This is a genomic window from Pseudorhodoplanes sp. (genome assembly GCF_035565795.1).
GTDB lineage: Bacteria > Pseudomonadota > Alphaproteobacteria > Rhizobiales > Xanthobacteraceae > Pseudorhodoplanes.
This window is the reverse complement of record NZ_DATMRV010000064.1, coordinates 1-23,930: the sequence shown is the minus strand read 5'-3', so window position 1 is coordinate 23,930 and position 23,930 is coordinate 1. Positions and strand designations below refer to the sequence as shown.

General features: G+C 62.9%; 26 protein-coding genes. 15 read left to right on the top strand and 11 right to left on the bottom strand.

Features of this window, described 5'->3' with window-relative positions; genetic code table 11:
* The coding region (locus tag VNZ93_RS06915) for an outer membrane protein (RefSeq protein ID WP_325702008.1) at positions 1-844 on the top strand (844 nt) is incomplete at its 5' end.
* Between the two features lie 117 nt (positions 845-961).
* Here the strand turns inward: VNZ93_RS06915 and VNZ93_RS06910 are convergent.
* Positions 962-1,561, bottom strand: coding sequence for a Spy/CpxP family protein refolding chaperone (locus tag VNZ93_RS06910; protein ID WP_325702005.1), 600 nt, complete (start codon positions 1,559-1,561; stop codon positions 962-964).
* 419 nt (positions 1,562-1,980) lie between these two features.
* Between VNZ93_RS06910 and VNZ93_RS06905 the strand changes: the two genes are divergently transcribed.
* Positions 1,981-2,943, top strand: coding sequence for a tripartite tricarboxylate transporter substrate binding protein (locus VNZ93_RS06905; RefSeq protein WP_325702002.1), 963 nt, complete (start codon positions 1,981-1,983; stop codon positions 2,941-2,943).
* Between the two features lie 8 nt (positions 2,944-2,951).
* Here the strand turns inward: VNZ93_RS06905 and VNZ93_RS06900 are convergent, their stop codons facing one another.
* Positions 2,952-3,245 (bottom strand): hypothetical protein, encoded by a 294-nt coding sequence (locus VNZ93_RS06900; RefSeq protein WP_325701998.1) that lies wholly within the window; start codon positions 3,243-3,245, stop codon positions 2,952-2,954.
* A gap of 33 nt (positions 3,246-3,278) precedes the next feature.
* The gene (locus VNZ93_RS06895; RefSeq protein ID WP_325701995.1) at positions 3,279-4,481 is read right to left on the bottom strand and encodes an alpha-hydroxy acid oxidase; all 1,203 of its coding nucleotides are present in this window, start codon (positions 4,479-4,481) and stop codon (positions 3,279-3,281) included.
* 52 nt (positions 4,482-4,533) lie between these two features.
* Here VNZ93_RS06895 and VNZ93_RS06890 point away from each other — a divergent pair, with 52 nt between their 5' ends.
* On the top strand, positions 4,534-4,773 hold the full coding sequence (locus VNZ93_RS06890) for a hypothetical protein (RefSeq protein ID WP_325702011.1): 240 nt from the start codon (positions 4,534-4,536) through the stop codon (positions 4,771-4,773).
* A 230-nt stretch (positions 4,774-5,003) separates the two neighbouring features.
* On the top strand, positions 5,004-6,347 hold the full coding sequence (gene glmM, locus VNZ93_RS06885) for a phosphoglucosamine mutase (protein WP_325701992.1): 1,344 nt from the start codon (positions 5,004-5,006) through the stop codon (positions 6,345-6,347).
* A 3-nt stretch (positions 6,348-6,350) separates the two neighbouring features.
* Here glmM and VNZ93_RS06880 read toward each other — a convergent pair whose 3' ends face one another.
* Positions 6,351-6,539: a hypothetical protein gene (locus VNZ93_RS06880; RefSeq protein ID WP_325701989.1), complete on the bottom strand. Its 189-nt coding sequence runs from the start codon at positions 6,537-6,539 to the stop codon at positions 6,351-6,353.
* Positions 6,540-6,663: 124 nt separating this feature from the next.
* On the opposite strand from VNZ93_RS06880, the gene VNZ93_RS06875 reads away from it, so the two are divergent.
* The 3 genes from VNZ93_RS06875 to VNZ93_RS06865 all read left to right on the top strand — a co-directional run bounded on the left by VNZ93_RS06875 (position 6,664) and on the right by VNZ93_RS06865 (position 8,617).
* Positions 6,664-6,903: a (2Fe-2S)-binding protein gene (locus VNZ93_RS06875; protein WP_325701986.1), complete on the top strand. Its 240-nt coding sequence runs from the start codon at positions 6,664-6,666 to the stop codon at positions 6,901-6,903.
* 115 nt (positions 6,904-7,018) lie between these two features.
* Positions 7,019-7,501 carry a bacterioferritin gene (bfr, locus tag VNZ93_RS06870; RefSeq protein WP_325701983.1) on the top strand — a complete coding sequence of 161 codons (483 nt, stop codon included), beginning with the start codon at positions 7,019-7,021 and terminating at the stop codon, positions 7,499-7,501.
* Positions 7,502-7,744: 243 nt separating this feature from the next.
* Entirely contained in the window at positions 7,745-8,617 is an 873-nt protein-coding gene (locus VNZ93_RS06865) for an outer membrane protein (protein WP_325701980.1), read from the top strand.
* A gap of 86 nt (positions 8,618-8,703) precedes the next feature.
* On the opposite strand, the gene VNZ93_RS06860 is transcribed toward VNZ93_RS06865, so the two are convergent.
* Positions 8,704-9,726: an acyltransferase family protein gene (locus VNZ93_RS06860; RefSeq protein WP_325701977.1), complete on the bottom strand. Its 1,023-nt coding sequence runs from the start codon at positions 9,724-9,726 to the stop codon at positions 8,704-8,706.
* Positions 9,727-9,929: 203 nt separating this feature from the next.
* Between VNZ93_RS06860 and VNZ93_RS06855 the strand changes: the two genes are divergently transcribed.
* The 3 genes from VNZ93_RS06855 to serA all read left to right on the top strand — a co-directional run bounded on the left by VNZ93_RS06855 (position 9,930) and on the right by serA (position 13,720).
* Positions 9,930-10,637, top strand: coding sequence for an outer membrane protein (locus VNZ93_RS06855; RefSeq protein ID WP_325701975.1), 708 nt, complete (start codon positions 9,930-9,932; stop codon positions 10,635-10,637).
* Between the two features lie 175 nt (positions 10,638-10,812).
* Entirely contained in the window at positions 10,813-11,985 is a 1,173-nt protein-coding gene (locus VNZ93_RS06850) for a phosphoserine transaminase (protein WP_325701972.1), read from the top strand.
* 145 nt (positions 11,986-12,130) lie between these two features.
* Positions 12,131-13,720 carry a phosphoglycerate dehydrogenase gene (serA, locus tag VNZ93_RS06845; protein ID WP_325701970.1) on the top strand — a complete coding sequence of 530 codons (1,590 nt, stop codon included), beginning with the start codon at positions 12,131-12,133 and terminating at the stop codon, positions 13,718-13,720.
* A gap of 67 nt (positions 13,721-13,787) precedes the next feature.
* On the opposite strand, the gene VNZ93_RS06840 is transcribed toward serA, so the two are convergent.
* Positions 13,788-14,714, bottom strand: a complete 927-nt coding sequence (locus tag VNZ93_RS06840; protein WP_325701968.1) for a DMT family transporter — start codon at positions 14,712-14,714, stop codon at positions 13,788-13,790.
* Between the two features lie 298 nt (positions 14,715-15,012).
* On the opposite strand from VNZ93_RS06840, the gene VNZ93_RS06835 reads away from it, so the two are divergent.
* Positions 15,013-16,299, top strand: a complete 1,287-nt coding sequence (locus VNZ93_RS06835; RefSeq protein ID WP_325701965.1) for an adenylosuccinate synthase — start codon at positions 15,013-15,015, stop codon at positions 16,297-16,299.
* A 50-nt stretch (positions 16,300-16,349) separates the two neighbouring features.
* Positions 16,350-17,867 carry a hypothetical protein gene (locus VNZ93_RS06830; protein WP_325701962.1) on the top strand — a complete coding sequence of 506 codons (1,518 nt, stop codon included), beginning with the start codon at positions 16,350-16,352 and terminating at the stop codon, positions 17,865-17,867.
* Between the two features lie 57 nt (positions 17,868-17,924).
* Here the strand turns inward: VNZ93_RS06830 and VNZ93_RS06825 are convergent, their stop codons facing one another.
* Entirely contained in the window at positions 17,925-18,182 is a 258-nt protein-coding gene (locus VNZ93_RS06825; protein ID WP_325701959.1) for a DUF6894 family protein, read from the bottom strand.
* Between the two features lie 116 nt (positions 18,183-18,298).
* Between VNZ93_RS06825 and VNZ93_RS06820 the strand changes: the two genes are divergently transcribed.
* Positions 18,299-19,546: a hypothetical protein gene (locus VNZ93_RS06820; RefSeq protein ID WP_325701956.1), complete on the top strand. Its 1,248-nt coding sequence runs from the start codon at positions 18,299-18,301 to the stop codon at positions 19,544-19,546.
* A gap of 24 nt (positions 19,547-19,570) precedes the next feature.
* Here the strand turns inward: VNZ93_RS06820 and VNZ93_RS06815 are convergent, their stop codons facing one another.
* The 4 genes from VNZ93_RS06815 to VNZ93_RS06800 form a co-directional block, all read right to left on the bottom strand.
* Positions 19,571-20,053 (bottom strand): pyridoxamine 5'-phosphate oxidase family protein, encoded by a 483-nt coding sequence (locus VNZ93_RS06815; protein WP_325701953.1) that lies wholly within the window; start codon positions 20,051-20,053, stop codon positions 19,571-19,573.
* 108 nt (positions 20,054-20,161) lie between these two features.
* Positions 20,162-20,467 carry a hypothetical protein gene (locus VNZ93_RS06810; RefSeq protein WP_325701950.1) on the bottom strand — a complete coding sequence of 102 codons (306 nt, stop codon included), beginning with the start codon at positions 20,465-20,467 and terminating at the stop codon, positions 20,162-20,164.
* 227 nt (positions 20,468-20,694) lie between these two features.
* Positions 20,695-21,603 (bottom strand): RNA polymerase sigma factor RpoH, encoded by a 909-nt coding sequence (rpoH, locus tag VNZ93_RS06805; RefSeq protein ID WP_325701947.1) that lies wholly within the window; start codon positions 21,601-21,603, stop codon positions 20,695-20,697.
* A gap of 254 nt (positions 21,604-21,857) precedes the next feature.
* Entirely contained in the window at positions 21,858-22,853 is a 996-nt protein-coding gene (locus VNZ93_RS06800) for an RluA family pseudouridine synthase (RefSeq protein ID WP_325701944.1), read from the bottom strand.
* 228 nt (positions 22,854-23,081) lie between these two features.
* Here VNZ93_RS06800 and VNZ93_RS06795 point away from each other — a divergent pair, with 228 nt between their 5' ends.
* Together VNZ93_RS06795 and VNZ93_RS06790 are read left to right on the top strand one after the other, a co-directional pair.
* Positions 23,082-23,432, top strand: coding sequence for a hypothetical protein (locus VNZ93_RS06795; protein WP_325701941.1), 351 nt, complete (start codon positions 23,082-23,084; stop codon positions 23,430-23,432).
* A gap of 265 nt (positions 23,433-23,697) precedes the next feature.
* Positions 23,698-23,907, top strand: a complete 210-nt coding sequence (locus VNZ93_RS06790) for a cold-shock protein (RefSeq protein ID WP_325701938.1) — start codon at positions 23,698-23,700, stop codon at positions 23,905-23,907.
* The last annotated feature ends 23 nt before the right edge of the window (positions 23,908-23,930 follow it).

Below are 23,930 nucleotides of genomic sequence, written 5' to 3'. Positions count from 1 at the left end.
AATGCGACGTCTTTTCGTCGGCGCTGCACTGGCAGCCTTGTTCGTTTCTTCAGCCGCGCAGGCTCAGAACTGGACCGGATTTTACATCGGCGGGAATACCGGCGTTGGCTTCGGCAAGACGTCCAGCGTCAATCAGCCGGTCGATTTGTTGAGCGAAGCATTTTTTAACTCAGGGGGCCTCGATTTTGCGCCGGGATCGTTCGATACCTCGGCTCATCGAAACGGCTGGGTCGGCGGCCTGCAGGCCGGGTATAACTGGCAAGCGGGAGCCTTCGTCTTTGGCGTGGAAGCCGATATCCAGAAGTCCGCCATCGGTGGCCGCCGCTCCCAGCAAGCTTTCGCGCTACCGTTAGCTTGGGGTTCGGCGTATGCGTTCGACGTCAACACGGAAAGCAACCTTGAGTGGTTCGGGACGCTGCGCGGACGAGTCGGGTTTCTGATAACGCCAGACTTTCTGCTCTATGGGACCGGAGGCCTGACTTATGGCGGCGTTGAGAACAGCGCGGCCGTGGTTTTTGCGCCATCAGTTCAACCAGCGGGGGTATTGGGCGGCCTCGGCTCATTGACTTTTCAGTGCAGCACGACCGCCGCTGCCCCGACTTCGGATTGCTATGCGGGTCGCGGCACAGGAACGCGCATCGGCTGGACCGCCGGCCTCGGTGGCGAGTGGAAGCTCGACGCAAACTGGTCGGTCAAGCTGGAATATCTGCACCTGCAATTGCAGGGCATGTCGATCAACCTGGTAAGCCCGCCGCCCAGTTCTCCCGGCGTGAGCACCAATTTCGTGTTCGACGATTTCGCCTATGACATCGTGCGCGTCGGACTGAATTACAGGTTCAATTAGTCCGTTACCTGCGCAGACACAAAGAAAAGCGGGTGGGGGCCAAGCCTTCGCGGGGACTTCAAGCGACCCCCACCCGATCCTTCCCGTGTCAGGGAAGGAAATTCAGAAGCGTAACGATCAGCCGCGGCGCCAGCCGGGCATCATGCCCATGCCCGGACCGTGCGGCGGGAAGCGGTCCGCGAGCTTGCGGCGCTGTTCGGGCGAAAGCACTTCAGCGGCGTCGCCGAGCGCCTGCGTGACGCGCTTCGACACGCTGTCGGCAAGCGCGATCTGATCGGCGCGCAGCTTTTCCATCGCAGCGCGATCGATCGTGGTCGCGGTCAGGAGATCCCGCGCCTGCTGACGGGCGGAGCGGGCGAGGTCGCGGGCCGGCAACACGTCCTTCAGCATGTCGCGCATGATGCCGCGCAGCTTCTCCTGCTGTTCGTTGGTGGCGTCGAGTTCGATCGACAGATGGCGCACCATGCGGTCGGCGCGATCCTCGATCTGCGCGGGGTCGAGCGGCGCGCCGAAGTGGGCGCGTGCGCCATGCCAGCCGCCGAACGGATTGCTGAGGGCCTTGTTGACGACGGCGCCGGTGAGGATGGCGGTCGCCGCAACAATCGAGGCGAACATGAACAGGCGGCCGCGGCGCGTGCGCGGCACCGGGGGCTGCGTGATGAGCGCGCGCGTTTCGATCGGATCGTCGGAGCGGAGGCTGGGCTTGTGCTCGGTCATGGGGCGTCTCCAGGGCGTCGTGGCGATGACCACCTCGCCACTCTGGCGACGACGCGTTTCGCGGCGATGTGCCGAATGTAAAGTTATGTAAATGATCGCGTCGCGCATAAAGGGAGTGTGATTCACGCGCGGCCCGGCGTGGTGTTCGCGTCAGCTTCATGATCACCGGCGGGGAGGACGGCGAAGAGATTCCGATGATCTGGACAATATGTTCGAGCTCCGGCGAGCGGATTGACGCGCCGTGTGTCACCGCAGCAGACGGACGAATCGCAGTGATGCCGGGTGGGCAACTGCCCGTGTGCGACGCGCGAGGGCGCACGTGCGAACAGGATGCGTTCTTGACCTTGGCAGCGTGACACCAAATGATGTCTTCGCGCCGTTATTGCGAGCGCCAACAAACATCTCTGGAAGGAAACCCCATGAAGATTCCGTGCTTTGTCGCGGCGATGCTTCTGTCTTGTGCGTCAACGGTTCACGCGCAGGACTTTCCCACGCGACCGATCACGATCCTTGTGGGCGTTTCGCCTGGTGGCGTCACCGATCTCGCGACGCGCGCCTATGCGAATTCGATTTCGAAGAACACCGGCTGGAAAGTCGTGGTCGAAAACCGAACGGGCGCCGGTGGCGCAGTGGCGGCCAAGGCCGTCGAAAGTGCGGCGCCGGACGGATATACATTGCTCACGGTGGTCGGCGCGCAACTGGCGTCGATTCCGGCGATGCAGAATCCGCCGCCCTTCGATCCGATCCGCGGCTTTCAGCCGATCTCGCTGACATTCCGGCTCGCGCAATTGCTGGCGGTGCCGGCCGACAGTCCGGCGAACACGCTCTCCGAATTGCTCGCGCTCGCCAAGAAGAAGGATGGCGGGTTGTCGTTCGGCACGCCGGGCGCCGGAAGTCCCGCGCATCTTCTCGGCGCCAAGATCGCGCTCGCGACCGGTACGCCGATGCAATACGTGCATTATCGCGGCGGGCCGCCGATGATCGCGGACCTCGTCACGGGGCGGCTGGATTTCGGCCTGTTGTCCTATATCGCGGCCAAGCCGCACATGGACGACAAGAAGCTGAAGGGGCTCGTGATCGATTCGGAAGCGCGGCTCGAACAAATTCCGAATGTGCCGACGCTGATCGATGCCGGCCTTGCCAAAGAGCGCGTTGCGAACTGGTTCGGCGTCGCAGCCCCCGCCGGCACGCCGGCCGACATCGTGCGCAAGCTCAACGCCGAATTCGCGCGCGCTTCGAAGGATCCCGACGTGATCCGGCAGCTCGAGGCATCGGGCGCGCAGGTCGCGACCTCCACGCCGGAGGAGATGACGCGGCTGGTGGTCGAGGAAGTCGCGTCGATGAAGTCGCTGATCAGCGCGCTGGGGCTGAAGAAGGAATAGGGCGGAAATCAAAACCCGAAGAGCGCGAAGATCGCCGCGAGCACCGCGGCGATCGCAGCGAAAATGCCGAAGATGACCGCTGCAATCGCATCGAGCACCATTTCGACGATGTCCGAGATTGTGCTCGTTGCGACCACGACAGCGCAGAGGCCGGCGCTGACCAGCAGCGACGTGATCATGCTGAAGGCCACGAGCCACAGCACGACGAAGATGATTCCGCTGATGATCAGCGCGGCGGCGATGCGTCGAACCGGGCTGCCTGCCCTTGTGCGCGGGGTGATCGGTTCGTTGGGTGCGCTCATTCCGTCCCCCGCCGCCCGCTCACCCGATGGCGGCTAACGCCCGCCTGCGGCCTTGCGCGACTCCGCAAGTTCGAGCACGTGCGTCTCTTCCGGAATCGTCTCGGTCGCGAGCGTCGAGCGGTTGATGTCTGCGATCTTCGTGACGCCGGTGAGCGCCATGGTGATGTCCAGCTCCTTGCGGATCACATCGATCGCCGTCGTTACGCCCTGCTTGCCGAGTGCGCCCAGCCCGTAGATATAGGCGCGGCCGATCAGGCAGCTCTTCGCACCGAGCGCAAGCGCGCGGAACAGATCCTGCCCGGAGCGGATGCCGCCATCGAACATCACTTCGATATCGTTGCCGACCGCGTCCGCGATCTTCGGCAGCATCGCGATCGATGACGGTGCGCCATCGAGCTGGCGGCCGCCGTGGTTCGAGACCACGATCGCGTCGGCGCCGCTCTTGGTCGCGAGCTTTGCATCCTCGACATCGAGAATGCCTTTCACGATCAGCTTGCCCGGCCACAGCGAGCGGATCCAGGCGACGTCCTGCCAGCTCAGCGTCGGATCGAACTGGCTGTTGGTCCATTGCGCGAGCGAATTGACGCCCTCCATGCCCTTCACGTGGCCTGCGAGATTTCCGAAAGTCTTGCTCTTGGCGCCGAGGATGCTCTTCACCCAGCGCGGCTTCGACATGATGTCGAGCACGTTGGAGAGCTTGATCTGCGGCGGCACGGTCATGCCGTTCTTGATGTCGCGGTGGCGCTGGCCGAGCACCTGCAGATCGACCGTCAGCACGAGTGCGGAACAGTTCGCGGCTTTCGCGCGCGCGATCAGGTCGGCGATGAAGCCGCGGTCGCGGATCACGTAGACCTGGAACCAGAACGGCCTCTTGGTTGCCTCCGCGACCTGCTCCATCGAACAGATCGACATCGTCGACATGCAAAACGGGATGCCGGCCTCGTTCGCCGCCTCCGCCGCGAGGATCTCGCCATTGCCATGCTGCATGCCGCACAATCCGATCGGCGCGAGCGCGATCGGCAGCGATGATTTCTGCCCGACGATGGTGGTGGAGAGGTCGCGCTTGTCCACATTGACCAGGACGCGCTGGCGCAGCTTCACGCGCTCCATATCGGCGCGGTTGGCGCGAAAGGTCTCCTCGGCATAGGAGCCGGAATCGACATACTGGAAGAAGGCCCGCGGCACGCGCTTTTCGGCAAGCTGGCGCAGATCCTCGATGCAGGTGATTGGCGTCATTGGCGTTTCCATCCCATATACTTCTGCGTAGCATAGCGCGCGGACGCAAAAAATGCGCGAGTTGGCGGCGATCATTTTTGCCCTTGGTGGTGCAGAACTTGGTCGCGCAGAAAAGGACCACGGCATGAGCGCAGGCAGGAAGCACAGCGAGCACGAGCACGAGCCGGAGCAGGAGAGGAAGGAGCGTCTCGACCGGGCTCTCGACGAGGGGCTGGAGGAGACCTTCCCGGGCTCCGATCCGGTCAATGTCGTCCAGCCGCCGCATTCGCCTTCGGACAAGGACGAAATTTGAGCACAGCCTTATTCAGGCGCCGCGTGTGCACTGCGGCCGTAGGCATGTGACGATAATCCCGTTATACACCGGCCGAAATTGGCGACCGCGTCCGCGGTCACGACCAAGGGTTGTTAACACCGAACCCGCGCGTTCGGGTCCTGCAACTTTTGCTCACAACTTTTGACGCCAATTTCGGTAGGATGGTCATTAAACGGACCTGAACAGTAACGGGGACGGGGGTTTCGAGAGTGACACGTCGATTCTTCGGCACGGACGGCATTCGTGGGCGCGCCAACGGGGTTATCACGCCCGAACTCGCGCTCAAGGTCGGCCAGGCCGCTGGCCTCGTGTTTCAGCGCGGCGATTATCGGCACCGGGTCGTCATCGGCAAGGATACGCGCCTGTCCGGCTACATGATCGAGAACGCGCTGGTCGCCGGCTTCACGTCGGTTGGCATGGATGTGCTGCTGTTCGGCCCGATGCCGACGCCGGCCGTCGCGATGCTGACGCGCTCGATGCGCGCCGATCTCGGCCTGATGATTTCCGCTTCGCACAATCCGTATGACGACAACGGCATCAAGCTGTTCGGACCGGACGGCTACAAGCTGTCGGACGCGGTCGAACTCGAGATCGAAGCGGTGATGGAGGAGAACGTCACACGGCGTCTCGCCAAGTCCGCCGACCTCGGCCGCGCCAAGCGCATCGACGGCGTGCAGGATCGCTATATCGAATTCGCCAAGCGCACATTGCCGCGCGACCTGTCGCTTGACGGCCTGCGCGTGGTGGTGGATTGCGCGAACGGCGCGGCCTATCGGGTCGCCCCCGAAGCGCTTTGGGAACTCGGCGCCGAAGTGGTCGCAATCGGGGTCGATCCGGACGGCTTCAATATCAACAAGGATTGCGGTTCCACCGAGCCTGCCGCGCTGTCGGCCAAGGTGCGCGAGGTGCGCGCCGATGTCGGTGTCGCGCTCGACGGCGATGCCGACCGTGTGGTGATCGTGGACGAGAAGGGCCATGTCATCGATGGCGACCAACTGATGGCGGTGATTGCCGGAAGCTGGAAAGAGGATGGCCGCCTGACCAAGGACGGCGTGGTCGCGACCATCATGTCCAATCTCGGCTTCGAACGGCACCTCAAGGCGCTCGGCCTGTCGCTGTCACGCACCCCGGTCGGCGACCGCTACGTGCTGGAACACATGCGCGAGCATGGTTTCAACCTCGGCGGCGAGCAGTCCGGGCACATTATCCTGTCCGACTATGCGACGACCGGCGACGGCCTCGTCGCGGCGCTGCAGGTGCTCGCGGTGGTGAAGCGGCAGAACCGTCCAGTCTCGGAGGTCTGCCACGTGTTTGATCCGCTGCCGCAGATCCTGAAGAACGTCCGCTACAAGTCGGGCAAGCCGCTGGAGAACGATGCGGTGAAGCGCACGATCGACGGGGCTACGGCGCGCCTGAACGGCAATGGGCGGCTGGTGATCCGCCCCTCCGGCACAGAGCCGGTGATCCGGGTGATGGGCGAGGGCGACGACCCGTATCTCGTGGAGGAGATCGTCGACGAGATCGTCGAGGCGCTGACCCAGGCGGCGCCCTAAACCTCACTTCCGGCGCCGGAGCGCGAGTGCTTCGGCCACAGCTTTCAGTAAGCTCGCAAGGCCAAGCAGTGCGATCAGCATCCCGATCGCCAGAACGATCAGCATTTCGGTCCCGCCAGGGGCCGCGGACGCTGAAATGGCGGTGATCAAGCCGGCGAGCACGAGAAGGATCGCGGGAACAAAGCGGATCATCGTCGGCTCCAATCCACTTTAGATTACATACAAAATCAGCATTTTCGCTTTGCGGCAGCTCAAGTCGGCCTGCTAACGATTGTTGCAAGTTGAACTATCTAACCCGCCGCGCCATCTCTGCGTTATGATCGTCTGCTCCTGCAACGTCCTGACCGATACGGCCATCCGGACCGCCTGCCATACCGAGCGGCCGCGGACGACCGGTGAGGTTTATGGCTGCCTCGGTTGCAGCCCCCAGTGCGGACGGTGCGCCCGTACCATCAAGACGATCCTGGACCAGGCGCTGGGCGGCAATTGCGCCTCCGGCTGTTCCGTCTGCCCGATGGCCGGCACGGCCCATACCGCTCCTGCCGAAGCGGCCTGATCTCTTTCACGTCGTTCTGTGAGTTTCGCGACGGGCATCCGCCCGCCCGCCTTGCGCGGCTCTGTTCTTAAGTTTAGAACGTCTCCAAACTGTTTGGAATGAGGAGCTTGCGGCCATGAAGGGCGATCCGAAGGTTGTCGACTATCTGAACAAGGGCCTGCGAAGCGAGCTGACAGCCATCAATCAGTACTGGCTGCACTATCGTATCCTCGACAATTGGGGCTTCCGCGACCTCGCCAAGAAGTGGCGTGCGGAATCGATCGAAGAGATGCACCACGCCGACAAGTTCGCGGAGCGCATCCTGTTCCTCGACGGCTTTCCGAACATGCAGGTGCTCGATCCGCTGCGCATCGGTCAGAACGTGAAGGAAGTGATGGAGTGCGATCTCGCGGCCGAGCACGACGCGCGCAATCTCTATCAGGAGGCCGCGACCTATTGCCATTCAGTCAAGGATTACGTGTCGCGCGATCTGTTCGAACAGCTGATGAAGGACGAGGAGCATCACATCGATTTCCTCGAAACGCAGCTTGATCTGATCAAGAAGGTCGGACTCGAACTCTATTCGCAGAAGTACATGGGCAAGCTCGAAGACGATTGATTCGACACGTTCGCACGAACCAGTTCATCGCAAATTTTGCGCGGCGCTTCGGCGCCGCGCTTTTTTTGTTAACGCCATGTTTGCGAAGGTTGATGCGGCGTAAAGAAATGCAGAGCGAGCGCGGTACAAACATGCCTTGCAAGCCGCAAACGTTAAAGTTCGCGGTTAAAAATCAAGGTTAAGTGCCGCTTAAACAATTTCTGCGATGGTCCACTCACTCCATTCGCCGAGTGAGGACGGATTATGAAAAGTATCAACGCGAGTTTGATTGCAGGCGCTGTCGCCATATCGATTGCAGGTCCTGCAGCCGCTGCCGACATGCCGCTGCCCGTTTACAAAGCTCCGGTCGCTATCCAGACCGGTGGCTGGTATCTGCGCGGCGATATCGGCATGACCAACCAGAAGGTGAAGGAGCTGACCAGCCCTGATCCGGCATTTGCTGGCGTCTCGGTCGTGCAGAAGGAGTTCGATTCCTCCATGCTGTTCGGCCTCGGCATTGGCTATCAGTTCAACAACTGGTTCCGCGTCGATGCCACGGGTGAATATCGCGGCGGCTCGACCTTCACCGGGCTGGATGTCTGGAACAATGGCACCGGTTTGAACCGGTATGAGGGCATCAAATCCGAATGGCTGTTCCTCGCCAACGCCTATATTGATCTTGGCACCTGGTGGTGCTTCACCCCGTTTGTCGGCGCTGGCATCGGTGTATCGCGCAACACCATCAGCAATTTCGTCGACTTCAATATGATCCCCCCAAACAATGCGCTTGGGTACTCCAACAGCCATTCCCAATGGGAGATGGCTTGGGCGCTCCACGCCGGTATCGCGTATAAAATCAACAACAATTTCACAGCTGAGTTTGCCTATCGCTATGTAAATCTTGGCGATGCGGCAACCAACGATCTGATCGGCTATAACGGCGCCAATGCTGTGTACAATCCGATCCTGTTCAATACGATCACCTCGCACGATTTCAAGCTGGCGCTGCGATGGAATCTATCGCCGACCGAGACGATCGCTCCGATCGCGATGCCCGCTTACGCGCCGCCCGCGGCCTACAATCCGCCGCCGGCTCCGGTCTATGCGCCGCCGCCGCCGCTGATGCGCAAGGGCTGAAGCCAGCTTTCGGCGAACTGGAATGCGAAGAGGCGGGGCATCACCCCGCCTCTTTTGCGTTTGGTGCGAATGTGGATCGGTCGGGCTTATTCGGCCGGCTGCAGCGTCGCGTGCTTGCGCTCCGAAAGACGGAAGCGGGCAGGGCGCTCGAACAGGAAGTTCAGTGCTGTTCCGCGCACCAGCCAGTGCAGGACAAGCGGTGTCGTCACAGCGACGCTGGTCACGAGGAATGCGACCGTGCCGGGATCGGTAATGATGCCCGCCTTCACGAGCGCGATGCGCGTCACCACCATCGGCAGGAAGAAGGCGAGATAGATCACGATCGAATTCTGTCCGCACAGGCGAACGAAGCCGATGAGATCGAACCGCGCCAGCAGCACCGAGATCGCGATGACCGCAGCCGCGCCGGCAAAGCCGCACGCAAGCGAAATGCCTGGTGTTGTCGAAAGGCCTGCTTTCACGAGGGCCGCCGTGACGAGCGCCCACGCCGCAAGACCCGCCCAGGTGATGAGCGCGCGCGACCGGAACCATTCGGCATGCGTGACGATGAAGCGGCCGGACAGCGTGCCGGCATAGAAGAAGACGAAGCGCGCGGCGAATTCGTCGATCAGTGTCCATCCGGTGTGGATATGCGCGGTTTCCAACGCAGCCGCTGCGGTCAGCACCAGCGCCGGCGGGAGTCGGCGGGTGAGACGCGCAACGAGAAAGAACACCGGCAGAAGGTAGATGAACCACAGCGTCCCGAACGGATCGATAAATGCCGTGAGATAAATCCGCATCGCTTCGAGCACGCCGCCCTGCGCGACATAGACAGGGCCGCGGAACGCGAACTGGATCGTTAGCCACAGCACATAGAAATAGGCGAAGTGCAGGATCTTGCGATCGAGGAACGTGCGCCAGTCCTTGTCGAGACCGCGCGCGGCGAACAATCCTGCGATCAGGAAGAATGCGGGAATGCGGAACGGCTTTGCGAATTCGACGACCGGATGCATCCAGCCGGCGGCGCCGAGTGCTTCTTCGCTGGACAGCGTCGAGTGCATCATCACGACCAGGATGATCGAGACGCCCTTCGCGTAGTCGATCCAGTCTATACGAGCCGAATGCGTCATCGCGTGTCCGATGCGGATCCTCGTCCGCGGCGGCAAGGTAGTGCGCTTCGCAAGGTTTCGCAGTCGGTTCCGTCAAATAGAGTCAATTTCAATGCGTTAACGGCCGCGCCGCACAGCGTATGGTTAGCGAAGCCTTAACCAACGGCGCTTATGGTTTCCGGAACGTTGACGCCCAGACGGGCGACTGCCGAAGGATGAGTGCAATGCGTCGGATCTCACATGCCGTGATGTGTGCAGGTGTCGCTGCCATGTGCAGCGTCTCGCTGAATGCGCAGGCCGCGGATATGCCGGTTATCTACGCGCCAAGCCGCCCCGCAGGCGCTGTCACCGAATTCGTCTCCGGCTGGTATCTGCGCGGCGACATCGGATATCGCACCAACACCAGCATCGGGAGCGTGACGTCGACCTTTCCGCTTCCGACAAATTCCGATTTCAGTGACGTCGCCACGTTCGGTGGTGGCGGTGGCTACAAGGCGGGATGGTTCCGCGCCGATGTGACAATCGATTATGCCGGCAAGGCCGGGTATTCGGGCGACGGCCCATATGTCGGTGCATTTTCCGGCAAAGTCGAATCCTGGACGGCGCTCGCCAACATCTATCTCGATCTCGGGACCTGGAACGGACTGACGCCCTATGTCGGCATCGGCGCGGGCGCGGTGACGTTCCGCGCTTACGATTTCGCTGCGCCGCTCGGCATCCTGACGCTGGATTATCAATCGAAGACCGAGTTCGCCTGGGCTTACATGGCGGGTATTGCGTGGTGCTTCGCGCCGCGCTGGCTGGTGGATTTCAGCTATCGCCGCATGAACCTTGGCGAGGTCACGTTCAATCCGGCGCTTCTCAATGAGTTGAAGCTGCAGGATCTCACGGCGAACGAATTCCGTATCGGCCTGCGCTACAATTTCGACTAGGCCTATCTTCGACTCGGCGCATCTTCGAACGAGGCGCATCCAGCCTGTTTGCCGATCACGCATCCGCTACCAAAGTTTGGCGTAACGCCGCTTGACGGCGTGCCGGTCTGTCCTTATCCCCGTCCCTGGGCCACCCCTCCCCAACGAGTGGGCGTGCTATCTGGAAGGATAGACCATGACGACAGCTGTTCCCGGCGTGCGGCCGGCTAATCCGCATTTTTCCTCCGGCCCCTGCGCCAAGCGCCCCGGCTGGACCCTCCAAGCCCTCAAAGACGCACTGGTTGGACGCTCGCACCGCTCGAAAGAGGGCAAGGTGAAGCTGAAGCGTGCGATCGATCTTACCCGCGAAATTCTTGAAGTACCGGCCGATTACAAGATCGGTATCGTGCCTGCGTCGGATACCGGCGCGGTCGAAATGGCGCTGTGGTCGCTGCTCGGAGCGCGCCCCGTCACCATGCTCGCCTGGGAATCCTTCGGCGAAGGCTGGGTCACCGATGTCGAGAAGCAGCTCAAGCTGAAGGACGTCACGACCTACAAGGCGCCGTATGGCGAGCTTCCCGATCTCTCCAAGGTCGACAGTGACACTGACATCGTCTTCACCTGGAACGGCACCACCTCCGGCGTGCGCGTTCCGAATGCGGACTGGATCAAGGCTGACCGCAAGGGCCTGACGATCTGCGACGCGACCTCGGCCGCATTCGCGCAGCCGCTCGATTTTGCAAAGCTCGATGTCGTGACCTTCTCCTGGCAGAAGGCGCTCGGCGGCGAAGCGGCGCACGGCATTCTCATTCTGTCGCCGCGTGCTGTGGAGCGGCTCGAGACCTACAAGCCGGCCTGGCCGTTGCCGAAGATCTTCCGCATGACGAAGGGCGGCAAGCTGAACGAAGGCATTTTCGTCGGCGAGACCATCAACACGCCGTCGATGCTGTGCGTGGAGGATTATCTCGACACGCTCGCCTGGGCGAAGTCGGTCGGTGGCCTGAAGGGGCTGATCGCGCGCGCGGACGCGAACGCGAAGGCGATCCACGACTGGATCGAGAAGACCCCGTGGATCGATAATCTCGCCACCGATGCGAAGACGCGCTCGAATACGTCGGTCTGCCTCAAGATCGTCGATCCCGCGATCACCGCGTTGTCGGTCGATGCGCAATGGGCCTTCGTGAAGGATCTCGTGGCTTTGTGCGAGAAGGAAGGCGTCGCCTTCGATTTCGCCAATCACCGCGATGCTCTACCGGGCTTGCGTGTGTGGTGCGGTGCGACGGTCGAACGCTCCGACGTCGCAGCATTGCTGCCGTGGCTGGACTGGGCTTACGCCAGGACCAAGGAAAAGCTGCCGAAGGCGGCCTGATCGTTTTCACCTAATGCGTAGTCCCGTCACCCTGAGGTGCTCGATGCGCAGCATCGAGCCTCGAAGGGCGACGGCCCGTACCGCATCCTTCGAGGCTCGCTTCGCTCTCACCTCAGGATGACGGTCCTCCAAAAGGACACATGTCATGACCGCACCGAAAGTTCTCATTTCCGACGCCCTGTCTCCCGCCGCCGTACAGATCTTCAAGGATCGCGGCATCGAGGTCGATTTCCAGCCCAACCTCGGCAAGGACAAGGACAAGCTCGCCGAGATCATCGGCAATTACGACGGCCTTGCGATCCGCTCGGCGACAAAAGTCACGCCGAAGGTCCTGCAGAACGCCAAGAACCTGAAAGTGATCGGCCGCGCCGGCATCGGCGTCGACAATGTCGACATCCCGGCCGCGACTGCCAAGGGCATCATCGTGATGAATACGCCGTTCGGCAATTCGATCACGACCGCCGAACACGCCATCACCCTGATGCTCGCACTGGCGCGGCAGATTCCGGCCGCCGATCTGTCGACGCAGGCCGGCAAGTGGGAAAAGAACCGCTTCATGGGCGTGGAGATCACCGGCAAGACGCTTGGTGTGATCGGCGCCGGCAATATCGGTTCGATCGTGATCGATCGCGCGCTCGGGCTTCGCATGCGCGTCATCGCCTATGATCCGTTCCTGTCGCCGGAGCGGGCGAGGGATCTCGGCGTCGAGAAGGTCGAACTGGACGATCTATTCAAGCGCTCCGATTTCATCACGCTGCACACACCGCTGACCGAGAAGACCAAGAACATCGTCGATGCGAAGGCGATTGCGATGGCGAAGAAGGGCGTTCGCATCATCAATTGCGCACGCGGCGGCCTCGTCGACGAAAACGCATTGCGTGCCGCGCTCGATTCCGGCCAGGTCGCGGGCGCTGCCTTCGACGTGTTCTCGACCGAACCCGCGAACGAGAATCCGCTGTTCGGGCATCCGAACGTGATCTGCACGCCGCATCTCGGCGCCTCCACAACGGAGGCGCAGGAGAATGTCGCACTGCAGGTTGCCGACCAGATGTCGGAATATCTGCTGCGCGGCGCGATCTCGAACGCGGTCAACTTCCCTTCGATTACGGCGGAAGAAGCGCCACGTCTGCGCCCGTTCATCGAGCTTGCCGAAAAGCTCGGTTCGTTCGCGGGCCAGCTCACCGAGACCGGGCTCGAAAAGGTGACGATCACCTATGAAGGCGCGGTCGCGCAGATGAAGATCAAGGCGCTCACCTCCGCGGCGCTGGCGGGCCTGCTGCGTCCGATGTTGCAGGACATCAACGTCGTCTCCGCGCCGGTGATCGCCAAGGAGCGCGGCATCGTGATCGACGAGATCAGCCGCGAGGGCGAGTGCGATTACGAAAGCCTGATCACTGTCACGGTCACGACGCAGCGTCAGACCCGCTCGCTGTCGGGCACCGTGTTCGCCGATGGCCGTCCGCGCATCGTCAACATCAAGGGCATCCGCATGGACGCGGAGTTCGGCCCCTCGATGATCTACATCACCAATCTCGACAAGCCGGGCTTCATCGGCCGCTTCTCGTCCACGCTGGGCGAGGCGGGGATCAACATCGCGACCTTCCATGTCGGACGCGAAGCGCCGGGCGCCAATGCGGTCGCGCTGATCGAGATCGACGGCGAACTGCCGGACGCGGTGCTCGAGGCGGTGCGTGCGCTGCCGCAGGTGCAATCGGCGAAGCCGCTGAAGTTCTGATTATTTGCGGTCAACCGACCGAGGCGACGGTGCGCGCTGGCCCGAGCGTCGAGCGCGTAACGTAACGCTAGGCGATCTGCTTCTTTGCCGCCATGCGCGTCGCAAGCAGCACGCCGCCGACAATGAATACGGTTCCGACGAAGTGGAACCATTGCGGCACTTCGCCCAGAAACAGCATCGCCTGCACCGATCCGAACACGATGATGAGCGGGTAGAGCGCCGCCACCGGGTTCGGGCCAAGCAGCTGAACGCCGCGGTTGTAACAGAGATAGGCGAGCAGCGACGGGAAGATCGCCATGTACAGAACGACGGCGGTGCGATGCGCGTCAAAAGTCGGCATGCCGGTTTGCGACAGCTCCCAGCCTGCGAGCGGCACCACGATCAATGTGCCCGCGATTGCCGTGACCGCCAGGAACGAAAGCGGATGCATGGCGGGCCGCTTGCGCAGCAGCGGCGAATAAAGCGCGAAGATCAGGATCGCGAGCAGGAACCAGAGGTCGCCGCGATTGAATGAAATCGAATGCAGGACGTCCGGATCGCCGCGGGTCAGAATCACCAGCACGCCGAAGAACGACGTCACGATCCCGGCAATCTGCCATCTCGTAAGCCGGTCGCCGACCAGCAGATACGACATCAGCCCGATCACCATCGGCATCGTGCACTGGATCAGCAGGCCGTTGATCGCGAGCGTATATTGCAATCCCCAATAGGAAGGGATCGCGTAACCAGTGGTGCCGGTCAGGCCAAGCAGGCACAGGATCGGCATATGCATTTTGATCGTTGGCCAGTCGCGCTTCAGATGAGGCCAGGCGAACGGCAGAAGCACCAGGGCAGCGATTCCCCAGCGCAATGCGCTCAACGACACCGGAGGGATGACGCCCGCGATGTGGCGCCCGAGCACGATGTTGAGCGACCACATCAGATACGTCAGGCAGACGAGGAGGTAAGCCTGCTGGTTAAGCCAGCCGCCAAACCGGCCCACGACACTGGCCATCGAACGCCCCCGGCGGGTTGGATGGATGTAGCCCGCCGGATGGCGGCACCGACCTCACTACACAAGCCCTGCCGGGACCGGAAGGCCGTCTTGCGCATGCGGGCCGCGCAATAACCATTGCAGGGACCAACTTTGCCAAAATTTCATCCTTTTCAACCGCTTATCGGCCAGATTCGTCCGGTCTGCAGGCCTCTTCGTCTTGCCTATGCGGCCTGCTTGCCGTATCGGAAACGAGCCTCGCTACGGCCGGGCACACGGTTGAGTAAGGGCCCGCGGGCCGCGGGAGGAAACTGAGCGGATGGCGAATGTAGTTGTCGTCGGAGCGCAATGGGGCGACGAAGGCAAAGGCAAGATTGTCGACTGGCTGTCCGAACAGGCCGATGTCGTTGTCCGATTTCAAGGCGGGCATAACGCCGGACACACGCTGGTTATCGACGGCAAGACCTACAAGCTTTCGCTGCTGCCTTCCGGCGTTGTGCGTCCGAACAAGCTGTCGGTAATCGGCAATGGCGTGGTCGTGGACCCGCATGCGCTCGTTGCCGAGATCGACCGGCTGAAAGAACAGGGCGTCGCGGTGACGCCAGATAATCTGCGTATCGCAGAGAATGCGACGCTGATCCTGTCGCTGCATCGCGAACTCGAAGCGATCCGCGAATCCGGCGCGGCCCGTATCGGCACGACGAAGCGCGGCATCGGCCCGGCCTATGAAGACAAGGTCGGCCGGCGCGCAATCCGCATGATGGATCTTGCCGACCTGCCCGCGTTGCGTGGCAAGATCGAACGGCTGCTTGCGCATCACAACGCGCTGCGCCGCGGCAACGGGCTTGCCGAAGTTTCGCCCGACACCGTGTATGAGGAACTCGCCGCTATCGCGCCGCGCGTGCTGCCTTATCTCGATTCGGTCTGGTCGATGCTCGATGCGAAGCGCCGCGAAGGGCGCCGCATCCTGTTCGAGGGCGCGCAGGGCGCGCTGCTCGATATCGACCACGGCACCTATCCTTTCGTGACCTCGTCCAACACCGTCGCCGCCCAGGCCGCGACCGGTTCCGGCCTTGGCCCGGGCGCCATCGGTTATGTGCTCGGCATCTGCAAGGCCTACACGACCCGGGTGGGCGAGGGGCCGTTCCCGACCGAACAGGACAACGATATCGGTCGGCTGATCGGCGAGCGCGGGCGCGAATTCGGCACCGTGACCGGGCGGCCCCGGCGCTGCGGCTGGTTCGATGCGGTGCTGGTGCGACAAACTGTCCGGACCAGCGGCATCAACGGTATCGCATTGACCAAGCTGGATATTCTGGACGGGTTCAAGGAAATCAAGGTCTGCACGGGCTACCGCGTCGACGGCAAGATGGTCGACCATCTGCCCGCCAGCGAGCATGCCCAGGCGCGGGTCGAGCCCATCTACGAAACCATCGAAGGGTGGCAGGATGCCACCGCGGGCGCCCGGTCATGGGCCGACCTGCCGGCCCAGGCCATCAAGTATGTAAGATGGATCGAGGAATTGATCGGGTGTCCGGTTGCGCTCTTGTCCACCTCACCCGAGCGCGAGGATACTATTCTCGTACAGAATCCGTTCGAGGCATGACACGATGGGGAATAGGGGCTCCTTTGTGATCAAGGATCGATCAGGGACGCATGGCTGACTATTACCCTCTGATCCAACGCGCCATCGCCGGTCTCGACAAGAACACCGGTGAGGCCCGCCGCGCGCTTTACGAGCGCGCGCGGACGGCGTTGGTCGCGCAATTGCGCGGGGTAAGTCCTCCGCTCCAGGAGGCCGAAATCACACGGGAGCGCCTGGCGCTCGAAGAGGCGATCCGCAAGGTCGAGGCCGAAGCGGCCCGCCGCACGCGGGTGGATGCGCCGCCGCCTGCACCTCCGCCGCCGCCCGCACCATCCGGGCCTGCGGCTCCACGTTTCCCGAATGCAGCCCCGCCGGCGCAGAACCGGCCGCAGCGTCCGCCGGTTGCTCCGCCTGCGGGGGGGCCGAAAGAGGGGCGTCAGCCTCCGGCCGGCAAACCAGCGGCATCGCCTCCGCCGAGCGCAAAGCCCGGCGCCATGCCGCCTCCGGGCGCGAAGTCTGGTGCAACGCCGCCGCCAAAATTCTCACCGCTTCCGCCCCGCACGCCGGGACCCGGGCCGCAGCCTCCGAAAGGCCCTCCGCCACCCGGAGCGCCGCGTCCTTCGCGCGACCCGTTCGCGGAGCTTTCAAGCGACTTCGATCGCATGATGGAGCCCAAGCTCGCGCAGGAAGATTTCAGCCGCGAGATGCGCCCCACCGGCCGCGATGCCGGTCCTCCGCTGTCCGATCCGTTCCGTGAGCCACCGCCGCCGCGTCCCGCGCGGCCGCCGCGGGACATGCACGAGCACGAGGAAGACGAGGAGGAGGATGAAGGTCCGCGCCGCCCGATCGGCACCCTCATCAAGGCGGCGATCGCCGTCGTCTTGGTGCTGGGCATCGGCTGGCTCGCGTGGTCCCAGCGCGGCTTGGTGACCGACATGCTGAAGGGCTCGTCGACGCAGGTCGCGCGCGACAGCAAGTCCGGCCAGCCGGCCACCGGGCGGCCGAAGATTTCTGATCGCCTCGGTTCGCAGGACTCGTCGGGTCCTGCTGTCGCGCAACGCGTCGTGCTCTATGAAGAGGAGCCGAACGATCCGCAGGGCCGCCGATATGTCGGCTCGGCGATCTGGCGCACCGAGACGGTTTCGCCCGGTCCCGGCCGGCCGCCCGAACTCGCGATCCGCGCCGATGTGGAAATTCCCGAGCGGAAGCTGAACATGACGTTCTCGATCCGGCGCAACACGGACCAGACGCTGCCGGCCAGTCATACGCTCGAGGTGATGTTCAACCTGCCTGCGGACTTCCCCGCCGGCGGCATTTCGAATGTGCCGGGCGTGCTGATGAAGCAGGCCGAGCAGACGCGCGGAACCCCGCTGGCGGGCCTTGCGGTGAAGGTCACCAACAATTTCTTCCTGATCGGTCTGTCGGCGGTGGAGTCGGATCAGGCCCGCAATCTGCAGCTCCTGAAGGAGCGCGCCTGGTTCGATATTCCGATTGTCTACAACAACAATCGCCGCGCCATTCTCGCGATCGAGAAGGGCACGCCGGGCGAGCGGGTCTTCGAGGAAGCCTTCGCGGCGTGGAAGCAGTAGCGGCCTGACCGTCATTCCGGGGCGCGGTGAAGTGGCGAGCCCGGAACGACGAGACTCTCAATGCAGCCGCAGCGATCCCTGACCGGGTTCGATCAAAGCTTCGGTAAAGGGAAATTCCAGCACGATCTCGCCGTCCTCATCGGTCACTTCGATGGCGGCGCGCATCAGGCGCGGCTCGGCGTCCTCGTCATGCAGGATGTCGCGGATCATGGCGCGCGCCATAGTCCATGCGTGATCCGGGTCGCGCAACTCGGCGCCATCGGGATCGCGGATCAGTTCCCCGTCGATGCGGGTGTTGAAATAGTACCTCGGCATACGCAAAGCCTCGCACGAAGCTGTGACAGGATCGCGGCGGAACCTGCCTAAATCTCACTTCAGTTTGCTCCCCTTATGGCATTGTCGGTAGGCTTGCGTAAGGTGGGAACAGCCTCATGATGGCGCGGATCACCCTGACGGCAATTCTGGCTTGCGCCGCAAGCCTTGCTGCCGGCCTCGACGCGCCGGCCCAGACTCCTGTCAGCCGCAAATCCGAACTGCAATCCAAGCTCGCCAGACAGCCGCTGACCTTTTTCCTGGCCCGCGGGCCGGAGGATTCGTGCGGCCCCGGCTGCCGCGAATGGATCGCCGCCGATGGCCAGTTCGACGAGGGCTCGGCGGCGAGGTTCCGCGTCTTCCTCGCGCGCACCAAGGCGAAAGACATTCCGATCTTCTTCAACTCGAATGGCGGCCTGCAGGAAGAGGCGATGGCGATCGGCCGCATTATGCGCGAGCGCCGAATGCGCGCCGGCATTGCGGTGACGCGGCCGGAGCTCTGCATGCGCAAGCCGAACGAGACCGCGGTCTGCGAGACCGCGAAGAAATCCGGCAAGCCACTTGCGTCGGAATGGACGAGCTTCGATGCCAATTGCAATTCGGCCTGCGGCATCGCGCTGGTCGGCGCGGCCGAACGCTGGATTCCGCCAGGCGGAGCGATCGGCATTCATTCTCCGGCCTATTACTGCTTCCTGCGCAGCGGCCGGATCGTCGGTCAGAAGGGCAACAGCATGCTCGCCTCGCAATGCCGGAAATTCACCGCGCAGGGCGCGGCGCAACTCGCAAGCTACGTCCGCGAAATGGGTATCGATGCAGGCTTCATCGAGGCGATGAACAAGGTGCCGCATAACGAGGTTCGTTATCTGACGCGCGAAGAGCTTGTGGCGTTCGGGATCGACAAGGACGAGATCGCGCAAACGCCCTGGATGGGAAAGCCGGGCATGGAGCAGGTCACGCTCAAGGTGCTGCTCGAGGCGACCGGCGCCGATGGCGGCAAGCGCATGGGCTGGCTCGAACTGCAATGCGCACCCGGCGACGCGTCCTCGATCGTGCTCGTGCGTCCGGCGGTCGGCGGCGATGAGGGCGCCGGCACGGAGGTCGTCCTTACTGCCGGCGAGCGCAAGTTCGTTTTCCTGCCGAAGGATATGTCGACGCACAAGAACCCGACCGAGCCTGCTGCGCCTTATCTGCGCCGGCGCGTCGCGGTGCCGACGCCGGAGATCGCCATGCTCGCGGCGCAGCCCGAGATGGATTTGCGCATTACGCTTAATCCGGGCGGCCCCGAAGCGAAGACGCAGGTGACGCGCATCTCAAATGCGGGCCTGCAGCAGCGCTGGAAGTCGGTCGCGGAGAGCTGCGGGAAATAGGGCGGCGCTGGATGAGTTGCGCCGTTAGCTCAGACTGACTTCCGCGACCTTGTCCCTGTAGTCCTTCTTCGGATCGATCCCGAGCAGCATCTTCACGCCGGCGACCAGGCTGAAATCGTCGAGCCAGATCTCGGCGCGCTCTGCATCGAAGCGGAGCAGGGCGAGCTTGGCGTCGTCCTTGCCCGTGAACCAGGCTGCGACGAATGGATTCCACAAGCGGTCAATCGCGGCACGATCCATGTCGAGCGCGATGGCACCATGAATCGTTGCAAACAGGTCGTGGCCCTTCGACGCGAATGTCGCGTCGGCATGCGCACCGTTCCGAAGCGTTCTGACTAACACTGTATCGCGCGATGTGAAGATCCAGAGCGGGCTCTTCTCGCCTTCGACCAAAGCGGTCATCGGCCGTGCGTGTCTGTCCTCGACGCCGTCGACGCCGAGCATGACGGTGCGGTCGGACTTCAGCGCTTTCCAGAATTTCGCTTCGAGCTCCTGCGGCGTCGGCATGTGTTTGCTCCGGTTGTTGCCAGAAACCGCGCATGCGGCCCGATGTTCCGCAAAGCAAAAGAGCCAGATACCTGACCCGGCTCTTTGCTTACGCGTTACGCGTTGACGTTACTCGACAGGCTTCACCCTCGGCTCAAGCTTCGGCGTTGCCGCCGGCGGCATGTTGGCCGACGAGCCGGTGGTTTCAGGCGCCGGTGCCGATCCGGTAGTCGAAGGCTGTGTGATCGGCGGGCGCATGTCGTTGGTCGCTACGCTCTGATCGCCAGGCATCGCGTAGAAATAGATGAAGCCGCCGATCGCAGCGAGCAGCAGTGCTCCGAGAAGAATTGTCGCGCCGGATCCGCCCGATTCGATATCGCGACTGTCGCGATACGGATCGCGCGGCGGTTCGTTGCGGTAGGGGTCATAGGTCATGCGAGTCCTCCAGCTTTGTCCGAAGATAAAACGCGAAAGGCCTGACCGCGGTTCCGGGTGGGTATCGCCGCGTTGTAGGGAACCAAACCTGCGCCGATGAACGATGAATGACGTCGTCGCTCGCCGCCGCTTTGAGACATCGCAAAACGACAAAACGAAAAGGGCGGGTTACGCACCGCGCAACCCGCCCTTCAAGTTCTGGTTCCGCTGTCGCGGATGCGACCGCATCAATGCGCCGGAAGCGCTTCCGGCTGCTTCGGTGTCTCCATCGCGGCGACGCGGTTCTTCACCGCCTTCTGCACCTTCTCAAAGGCGCGCACCTCGATCTGACGCACGCGCTCGCGCGACACACCGAATTCCTCGGCGAGTTCCTCGAGCGTGACGGGGTCGTCCGAAAGACGGCGCGCTTCGAAGATGCGACGCTCGCGATCATTCAGCACGGTGAGTGCGTGGTCGAGCGCGGAGCGACGGTTGTCGAGCTCTTCGCTTTCCGCCAGCACTTCTTCCTGACCTGCGCTGTCATCCGCAAGCCAGTCCTGCCATTCGCCGGAATCACCGTCATCGCGGATCGGGGCGTTGAGCGAGGAGTCGCCGCCAAGGCGGCGATTCATGTCGACAACGTCCTTCTCGGTGACGCCAAGGCGCTTCGCGATCTGCGCAACCTGGTCGGGTTTGAGATCGCCTTCGCCAAGCGCGGAGATCTTGCTCTTCGCCTTGCGCAGATTGAAGAACAGCTTCTTCTGGTTCGCGGTGGTGCCCATCTTCACGAGCGACCACGAACGCAGGATGTATTCCTGAATGGCGGCCTTGATCCACCACATCGCATAGGTGGCAAGGCGGAAGCCTTTATCCGGCTCGAACCGCTTCACGGCCTGCATCAGGCCGACATTGCCTTCCGACACGATTTCGGAAATCGGCAGGCCATAGCCGCGGTATCCCATCGCGATCTTCGCGACGAGCCGCAAATGGCTGGTGACGAGTTTGTGCGCCGCGTCGCGGTCGCCATGCTCGCGCCAGGACTTGGCCAGCATATATTCCTCGTGCGGCTCCAGCATGGGGAACCGCCGAATTTCTTCCAGATAACGAGACAGACCGCCTTCGGCGGTGATCATCGGCATAGCCGCAGAACGGGCCATGTATGCGCCCTCCATATCATCTTCGTGCCCCCGAGGATCGGCGGGCATATGCCCCGCCGCCGTCAGCGGGCCGGCGGAACATGCTGCGGTGCAACATACCGCATTCGCAGCATAGGGGACCGGGATGGCGAAAGAAAGTTACATTCCTGTCACCTGCGCGTGAGCGGGGGGTGACCGGAAGCCGCACTCCGGCCGTATCCAAGTCACTGATTTACATCGTATTTTTCGCAAATCGCGATCGTTGACGCCTGGCTTCAACCTGCAGACAAGCTATCACGCAAACGGGCGAGCGCGACCGGCAGTTCCGACTGGAATTGCTCGATCTTGCCTGAAACGGGGTGTTCGAAAACGAGTAAATAAGCATGCAGGGCCTGCCGTCCAAGGGCCTGCAGGGCGGCCTGCGCGGATTTCGGCAGGAGGGCGGCCTTGGTGCGGTAGCCTGTGGCGTAGGTTTCGTCCCCGAGAATCGGATGTCCGATATGGGCGAGATGCACCCGGATCTGGTGCGTCCGCCCGGTTTCGAGCCGGCATTCGATGAGGCTGGCGATCGGCTTCCCGTTGGAGCCAAGGAAGCGCTCCTTCACCTCCCAGTGGGTGATCGCCTCGCGTCCGCCCTGGCGCACGGCCATCTTGTCGCGGGAATGCGGATGCCGGTCGATCGGCGCGTCGATGGTGCCGCGCGGCCGGTCCGGCACCCCCCAGACGAAGGCGAGATAGCCGCGTTCGAGATCGCCGGTGCGGCCGTGATCGGCGAATTGTTCCGACAGCGATTTGTGCGCCTTGTCGGTCTTGGCGACGATCATCACCCCGGAGGTGTCCTTGTCGAGCCGGTGGACGATGCCGGGACGCATGACGCCGCCGATGCCGGAGAGCGAAGCCCCGCAATGCGCGATCAGCGCATTGACCAGCGTGCCGGTCTGATGGCCCGCGGCCGGATGCACGACGAGACCCGCCGGCTTGTCGATCACGATGACCTGGTCATCCTCGAAAAGAATGGAGAGCGGGATGTTCTCGCCCTCGGGTTCGGCCGGCTCCGGAGGCGGGACGGCGACCGTGAGCACGTCGCCCGCTTTCACCTTGTGCCCCGGATCGTCGATCACGCGACCGCCCGCGGTCACTGCGCCCTCGAGGATCAGGGCCTTGAGGCGCGTGCGGGACAGTTCGGAGAGCCCGGCCGCCAGCACGCGATCGAGCCGCGTTCCGGCGTGTTCGGGAGCGACCGTGAGGGTTTCGGTGGAGGCTGTGGTCATGCGCGCTTTATGGTGTCTCGCAGGCGATTGGTGAAGTGCGAAGTCTAAGACCGCCGCGATCTCCTCCTGGTCCGTGCGTCGGAAAGGGCCGGGGAGCGGGCAAGTTGCAAGCGCCGCGATAGTGGCTTACCCCCTCCGGGCCGCCTCGGCTTTCGGCTCTGGCGGCCACCTCTCTCCCCACAGGGGGCTGAGGCGAACGCCGCAAAATCTCACGCACATCGTCCGATCATGTCCACCGAACCCCTGAAAGACGCCGACGGCAAGCCGCTCGATCCCGCAGCACAAGCGGTGGTCAACAAGGTCCGGCGCATGTCGATGCTCTCCGCGATTGCGACCGTTCTCGGCATTTCGGTGGTTGTCGTGCTGGTCGGTTTGCGCATCTATCGCAGCGCCGATGCGCCGCCGGCGCAATCGGACATCGTCGCGACGCTGCCCAAGGGCGCGAAGGTGATGTCGACTGCCGTCACCGCCAACCGCGTGGTGGTGACGGTCGATATCGGTGGGGTCGTCGAGCTTCGCACGTTCGACGCCAGTACGCTGCAGCCGGTCGGTCGGTTGCGTTTTGTCGAGGAGCGCTGACGCGCTTTTGGCTGACGATCGAGTGAATCTGCGGGGGCGCAACGGGGTGCTAACCCTGCGCGAAGCGCGCGCGTCATTCTGCGATTGCAATTTTCTGGAATGGCTCTATATAGAGCCCTTCGAGCTTTCGGCCGAACGACTTGGCCTCGTGTCTCGCCTTGTGTGCAAAGACACGTCTGACAACGACATTCCCCCCAAAATCTCGAGCATAACCGGCCGCGTTCACGCGCGGCTCTATACACGCATATATGAAGGATAGGCTCCCATGCAGACGGGAACCGTGAAGTGGTTTAACGCGACCAAGGGCTTTGGTTTCATCCAGCCGGATGACGGCGGCAACGACGTGTTCGTGCACATCAGCGCCGTTGAGCGCGCTGGCATGCGCGGCCTGAACGAAGGTCAGAAGATCTCGTACGAGCTCCGCGCCGATCGCAAGACCGGCAAGTCCTCGGCCGACAACCTGCAGGCCGCGTAACCGCGGTTTGCTGCAGGCCGCGT

Coding starts and splice junctions, on each gene's coding strand:
- VNZ93_RS06910 (WP_325702005.1), bottom strand. CDS start 1,561: ATGACCGAGCACAAGCCCAGCCTCCGCTCCGACGATCCGATCGAAACG.
- VNZ93_RS06905 (WP_325702002.1), top strand. CDS start 1,981: ATGAAGATTCCGTGCTTTGTCGCGGCGATGCTTCTGTCTTGTGCGTCA.
- VNZ93_RS06900 (WP_325701998.1), bottom strand. CDS start 3,245: ATGAGCGCACCCAACGAACCGATCACCCCGCGCACAAGGGCAGGCAGC.
- VNZ93_RS06895 (WP_325701995.1), bottom strand. CDS start 4,481: ATGACGCCAATCACCTGCATCGAGGATCTGCGCCAGCTTGCCGAAAAG.
- VNZ93_RS06890 (WP_325702011.1), top strand. CDS start 4,534: ATGCGCGAGTTGGCGGCGATCATTTTTGCCCTTGGTGGTGCAGAACTT.
- VNZ93_RS06880 (WP_325701989.1), bottom strand. CDS start 6,539: ATGATCCGCTTTGTTCCCGCGATCCTTCTCGTGCTCGCCGGCTTGATC.
- VNZ93_RS06875 (WP_325701986.1), top strand. CDS start 6,664: ATGATCGTCTGCTCCTGCAACGTCCTGACCGATACGGCCATCCGGACC.
- bfr (WP_325701983.1), top strand. CDS start 7,019: ATGAAGGGCGATCCGAAGGTTGTCGACTATCTGAACAAGGGCCTGCGA.
- VNZ93_RS06865 (WP_325701980.1), top strand. CDS start 7,745: ATGAAAAGTATCAACGCGAGTTTGATTGCAGGCGCTGTCGCCATATCG.
- VNZ93_RS06860 (WP_325701977.1), bottom strand. CDS start 9,726: ATGACGCATTCGGCTCGTATAGACTGGATCGACTACGCGAAGGGCGTC.
- VNZ93_RS06855 (WP_325701975.1), top strand. CDS start 9,930: ATGCGTCGGATCTCACATGCCGTGATGTGTGCAGGTGTCGCTGCCATG.
- VNZ93_RS06850 (WP_325701972.1), top strand. CDS start 10,813: ATGACGACAGCTGTTCCCGGCGTGCGGCCGGCTAATCCGCATTTTTCC.
- serA (WP_325701970.1), top strand. CDS start 12,131: ATGACCGCACCGAAAGTTCTCATTTCCGACGCCCTGTCTCCCGCCGCC.
- VNZ93_RS06840 (WP_325701968.1), bottom strand. CDS start 14,714: ATGGCCAGTGTCGTGGGCCGGTTTGGCGGCTGGCTTAACCAGCAGGCT.
- VNZ93_RS06835 (WP_325701965.1), top strand. CDS start 15,013: ATGGCGAATGTAGTTGTCGTCGGAGCGCAATGGGGCGACGAAGGCAAA.
- VNZ93_RS06830 (WP_325701962.1), top strand. CDS start 16,350: ATGGCTGACTATTACCCTCTGATCCAACGCGCCATCGCCGGTCTCGAC.
- VNZ93_RS06825 (WP_325701959.1), bottom strand. CDS start 18,182: ATGCCGAGGTACTATTTCAACACCCGCATCGACGGGGAACTGATCCGC.
- VNZ93_RS06820 (WP_325701956.1), top strand. CDS start 18,299: ATGATGGCGCGGATCACCCTGACGGCAATTCTGGCTTGCGCCGCAAGC.
- VNZ93_RS06815 (WP_325701953.1), bottom strand. CDS start 20,053: ATGCCGACGCCGCAGGAGCTCGAAGCGAAATTCTGGAAAGCGCTGAAG.
- VNZ93_RS06810 (WP_325701950.1), bottom strand. CDS start 20,467: ATGACCTATGACCCCTACCGCAACGAACCGCCGCGCGATCCGTATCGC.
- rpoH (WP_325701947.1), bottom strand. CDS start 21,603: ATGGCCCGTTCTGCGGCTATGCCGATGATCACCGCCGAAGGCGGTCTG.
- VNZ93_RS06800 (WP_325701944.1), bottom strand. CDS start 22,853: ATGACCACAGCCTCCACCGAAACCCTCACGGTCGCTCCCGAACACGCC.
- VNZ93_RS06795 (WP_325701941.1), top strand. CDS start 23,082: ATGTCCACCGAACCCCTGAAAGACGCCGACGGCAAGCCGCTCGATCCC.
- VNZ93_RS06790 (WP_325701938.1), top strand. CDS start 23,698: ATGCAGACGGGAACCGTGAAGTGGTTTAACGCGACCAAGGGCTTTGGT.